Origin of the sequence: Sharpea azabuensis DSM 18934 (assembly GCF_000702165.1) — a bacterium.
Lineage (GTDB): Bacteria > Bacillota_I > Bacilli_A > Erysipelotrichales > Coprobacillaceae > Sharpea > Sharpea azabuensis.
Window position 1 is genome coordinate 1 of sequence record NZ_JNKU01000076.1, and the last position, 4,699, is coordinate 4,699.

The window sequence follows — 4,699 nt, forward strand, 5'->3', positions numbered from 1 at the left end:
CAGTTATTGAACTGAGCACCTACAAGCTTTTTGGATTTATTTGCCTTTATGTTCACATGACTTGAGTGACACTCAGGACATTCATATGTTTGTCTCTTCATGACTATACTGAAGACATATTTCTCGTCTTTTCTGGTGATATTCACATCCTCAACTGTATCTGGATCAAGATCCAGCATATAGCATAATTCTTTATTGTCCATAATTTCATTCCCCTTCATCTAAGAGACGGACTTCATTATTATGCATAATTTAAAAGGATCATGAAACATAAGTTCATGACCCCACGATATTTTATTGCCTCATATCTAAATGACCTCACAATTATTTAAAGGGCTACTGTGACCCCACGATTATTTAATATACCATTAATTGTCGTCTCCGTTTTTATTGATATTTGTATGCTTTTAAAGCATACAAATATGATAAACTAATAATGAGGTGAGAGGGCATGGAAATAAGAGTTTTACAGTACTTTTTAGCCATTGCAAGAGAAGAGACAATTGTTGGGGCTGCTGAAGCACTGCATATTACGCAACCAACTTTATCAAGACAGATGAAGGACTTAGAAGACGAGTTAGGAAAGAAACTGTTTGTTCGTAGTAATAAAAAGATAACCTTGACAGATGAAGGAATACTTTTAAGACAAAGAGCTGAAGAAATTGTGAGTCTTGTCCATAAGACAGAACTAGAAATTACTTCATTGGATTCCTTGATAAGTGGCAATATCTACATTGGATCTGGTGAATCACGCAGTCTAAAAGTTATCATAAAAACAATGAAAAAGATGCAGAGTAGATATACAAATGTGAAATTCAATCTCTATAGTGGCAATGCTGATGATGTCATTGATAAACTGGATAATGGTCTTATAGATTTTGCCTTAATCACTGAACATCCAAAACTATCTGAATATAATCATTTGCGATTGCCTCTCAGTCATCAATGGGTTGTAATGATGAAAAAAGATGATAGTCTTTCTCAAAAAGAGAGCATCACATTTGAAGATATCAAAGATCAACCACTCATTGTATCCAAAGAATTTCAACGACTCGCTGATCTCACCCAATGGTTTCATAACGATCTTGACAATCTCAATATTATTTCATCATATACGCTTTTATATAATGCTTCCTTAATGGTGGAAGAAGGACTTGGATATGCCATATGCTTCGATAAACTCATTAACACAACGGGTAATTCCTTACTGACATACAGACCACTTACACCATCAGTTAATGTAGAAAACTATTTTATCTGGAAAAAATATCAAGTACTAACTAAAGCATCACAATGCTTTTTAGATCTTGTTCAGGAAACAATCAAAGAATCGACATAATAAGAGCTTTCCTTTTCATTAGGAAAGCCTTTTTGTTGTTATATATGCCTGCAAAGCATATATAACAACAAAATATAGGTATTTGATATTTAAATGGAGTTACTATAAACTGACTGCGAAGGAAAGAGTAGCACGATGACTTGTTAAGAGAAGATATGTGGTTGTAGCAACATTACTAGCAATTGTTCTAATCAAAAGGACAATGCAAGTGATGCTTCTTTGGTGGAGTTAGATTGATAGCTTAAGTGTTGTCAATCTAGAAGAGGTCAAAGAGATTATAAGGCTTGTTAGTGACAGAAAGAAAGACTATGAATGAGCTAGAAATGTTGGAGGAGATTATTATGAGGAAGCTATTGTTATTTTTATTAGTTAGCTTTATTGTCCTAGGCTGTGAAGATCATCAATCTTTGATAAAGCATAATAATGAAAAACAAAGTACATTTTCTAAGCAAAAATATTCAAGGAGGGATAACATGACAGTTAAGATTGTTATGACAATCAATAATAAAGATTTCGTTATTTCATTAAAACAAAACAAAGCAACACATGCCCTGATAAAACAATTACCCTTAGCAATGACAATGAAAGATTTAAATGGTAATGAAAAGTATCATTATATTCAAAAGCATTTACCTACTGAAACAGAGTTTATAGAAAAAATAGAAGCAGGAGACTTCATGCTGTTTGGCGATAATTGCCTGGTGTTATTTTATAAGAGCTTTTCAACGCAATATTCCTATACAAAGCTAGGAAGAATTGAAGATGTAGAAGGCTATTTAAAAGTTATTAATCAAAGCTCTGATATAAATATAAGTTTGCATCAATAAAGAGGAGGGTAAGAAGATGGAAGTTATTGTACAAAAATATCTAACAGGGGAAAGAGCCTTGTTTAAGAGTCAAAATATCAAAGTAAAAAACAGTGTCTTTGCCGATGGAGAATCACCATTGAAAGAAAGCAACGACATTGAAGTTCAAGGCAGTATTTTTAAGTGGAAATATCCACTGTGGTATTGTCATGATATAAAAGTTAAAGATTCAACATTATTAGAAACAGCTCGTTCAGGAATCTGGTATACCCACAATATTGATATAAAGGATAGTACAATTGAAGCACCGAAAACATTCAGACGTTCATCGCACATTCATCTTAATAATGTCAATCTGCCTTTGGCACAGGAAACATTATGGAATTGTCATGATATTCAATTAAACAATGTAACAGCCAGTGGTGACTATTTTGGCTTTAATAGTGAACATATAAGAATCAATAATTTTCGTTTAACGGGGAACTACTGTTTTGATGGTGGTAGGGATATTGAAGTTCATAATGCACATTTGGTTTCAAAAGATGCTTTTTGGAATACGAAGAATGTTACTGTATATGATTCAACGATTATTGGTGAGTATTTAGGCTGGAATGCTGAGAATTTGACATTTGTGAATTGTACAATAGAAAGCTTACAGGGACTTTGCTATATCAAGAATGTGAAATTGGTGAATTGCAAACTGATCAATACAACACTTGCTTTTGAATATTGTGAAAACATTGATGCCGATATTCAGTCCCATGTTGATAGTATTATGAATCCTATTTCAGGCACTATAAAAGCAAAGAGTATTGGAGAGGTTATTGTCGAGGAAGATAAAGTTAACCCTGAACAAACACAAATTATCACAACAGAAAGTATTGCACTTAATACACATCATGCTGACCTTAGAAATATGCCTCAAATGAGTAAGAATTAATGTAGCTACAGACATTATGAAAAACCATGAATGATTAAGGAGCAAACAATCATGTACGATTTTGATAAAGACATAAACAGAAGACATACAAACTCACTCAAATGGGATGTAAAAGAAAACGAGCTTCCGATGTGGGTTGCTGACATGGACTTCGAAACAGCACCTGAGATTATTGAAGCACTGCATAAAAGAGTGAATCATGGTATTTTTGGCTATAATACTGTACCTGATACCTATTTTCAAAGCATCCAAATGTGGTGGGAGAAATATCATCATTTTAAAATGAAGAAAGAATGGATGATGTTTTGTACAGGTGTAGTGCCAGCCATTTCATCCATTGTTAGAAAAGTCACAACTGTTGGAGAAAATGTTCTTATTCAATCACCAGTCTATAATATCTTCTATAATTCTATTCTTAATAACGGCCGACATGTTTTATCAAGTGATCTTGTATATGATGGTAAAGCATATCATATTGATTTTGAAGATTTAGAAAAGAAACTTGCCTTACCTCAGACAACATTAATGATTTTATGTAATCCGCATAATCCTATTGGCAAGATATGGGATAAAGAAATTTTACAAAGAATAGGTGCATTATGTCATAAGCATCATGTTCTTGTATTATCGGATGAAATTCACTGTGATATCACTGCACCACAAGAAGAGTATATTCCTTTTGCGAGTGTCTCAAAGATCAATCAGGAGATCAGCATGACTTGTATCGCCCCAACAAAGGCTTTCAATATTGCTGGCTTACAAACTTCCTGTATTGTTGTCCCAAATGCAGTTCTAAGACATAAGGTGAATCGTGGCATCAATACAGATGAGGTTGCTGAAGCGAATAGCTTTGCGATTAGTGCATCCATTGCTGCATTTCAAAAAGGAAGAGAATGGCTGATGGAGTTAAGAACGTATATTGAGCACAATAAACAAAAGGCTGTTGCCTATATAAATGAACATATTCCAGAGCTCTATGTTGTCCCTTCCAAGGCGACTTATCTTCTATGGGTGGATTGTTCAAAAGTCTGTTCAGATAGTATTATGCTTGTTGATTATATACGCAAGAAAACAGGCTTATATGTAAGTGATGGACAGGAATATGGTGAAAATGGTAAGCAGTTTATAAGGATTAATGTTGCCTGTCCATACCAAAGAATGATGGATGGCCTAGAAAGATTAAATGAGGGCATAAAGAGTTTTCAAAGGAAGTAGTCTTATAGAATTCTCATTTGTAGCTTTAATTCAAGAGATATATGTTGATTTATCAAATTGTTGACAAAATTGTTTATAAAGTTCCCGACAGAAAACCCATGCGCCTTTAGGCCGTGGGATGAATGGCGGTTAGGGATATGATATAATATGCATACAGGAAATCCTGTTTCCGAGTCTTTAGAAAGGAGAAAGCTGTATGCATCTTACCGTAAAACAACAAGTAAAGCATCTTTCAAAGGAAGATTACAAAACTATAAAAGAACTATGCCATATAGCAAAGAATCTTGCCAATGAAGCTATCTATAATGTGCGCCAGTATTACTTTGCAGAAGGCGAGTTTCTGAAATACGAAAAGAATTACACTCTTTTAAAGAACAGTCCTAATTACAAGTTATTAAA

Annotated in this window: 6 protein-coding genes; 5 read left to right on the forward strand and 1 reads right to left on the reverse strand. The window is 33.9% G+C overall.

Annotation, left to right across the window (positions count from 1 at the left end; genetic code table 11):
* A partial coding sequence (locus tag T529_RS0111395; RefSeq protein WP_033163732.1) for a hypothetical protein occupies positions 1-203 on the reverse strand: 203 nt, incomplete at its 3' end.
* A 248-nt stretch (positions 204-451) separates the two neighbouring features.
* On the opposite strand from T529_RS0111395, the gene T529_RS0111400 reads away from it, so the two are divergent.
* From T529_RS0111400 to T529_RS0111420, 5 genes are all read left to right on the forward strand, one after another.
* Positions 452-1,339: a LysR family transcriptional regulator gene (locus tag T529_RS0111400; RefSeq protein WP_033163733.1), complete on the forward strand. Its 888-nt coding sequence runs from the start codon at positions 452-454 to the stop codon at positions 1,337-1,339.
* A 308-nt stretch (positions 1,340-1,647) separates the two neighbouring features.
* A complete protein-coding gene (locus T529_RS0111405; protein ID WP_238560820.1) occupies positions 1,648-2,166 on the forward strand; it encodes a cyclophilin-like fold protein in 519 nt (172 codons plus the stop codon).
* A 16-nt stretch (positions 2,167-2,182) separates the two neighbouring features.
* Positions 2,183-3,085, forward strand: a complete 903-nt coding sequence (locus T529_RS0111410) for a DUF3737 family protein (RefSeq protein WP_051646989.1) — start codon at positions 2,183-2,185, stop codon at positions 3,083-3,085.
* Positions 3,086-3,136: 51 nt separating this feature from the next.
* The gene (locus T529_RS0111415) at positions 3,137-4,300 is read left to right on the forward strand and encodes a MalY/PatB family protein (RefSeq protein ID WP_033163735.1); all 1,164 of its coding nucleotides are present in this window, start codon (positions 3,137-3,139) and stop codon (positions 4,298-4,300) included.
* Positions 4,301-4,496: 196 nt separating this feature from the next.
* The coding region (locus T529_RS0111420) for a hypothetical protein (RefSeq protein WP_033163736.1) at positions 4,497-4,699 on the forward strand (203 nt) is incomplete at its 3' end.

What these genes read in the sequence shown, in the direction of transcription:
- T529_RS0111400 (WP_033163733.1), top strand. Translation starts at nt 452, where the DNA reads ATGGAAATAAGAGTTTTACAGTACTTTTTAGCCATTGCAAGAGAAGAG.
- T529_RS0111405 (WP_238560820.1), top strand. Translation starts at nt 1,648, where the DNA reads ATGAATGAGCTAGAAATGTTGGAGGAGATTATTATGAGGAAGCTATTG.
- T529_RS0111410 (WP_051646989.1), top strand. Translation starts at nt 2,183, where the DNA reads ATGGAAGTTATTGTACAAAAATATCTAACAGGGGAAAGAGCCTTGTTT.
- T529_RS0111415 (WP_033163735.1), top strand. Translation starts at nt 3,137, where the DNA reads ATGTACGATTTTGATAAAGACATAAACAGAAGACATACAAACTCACTC.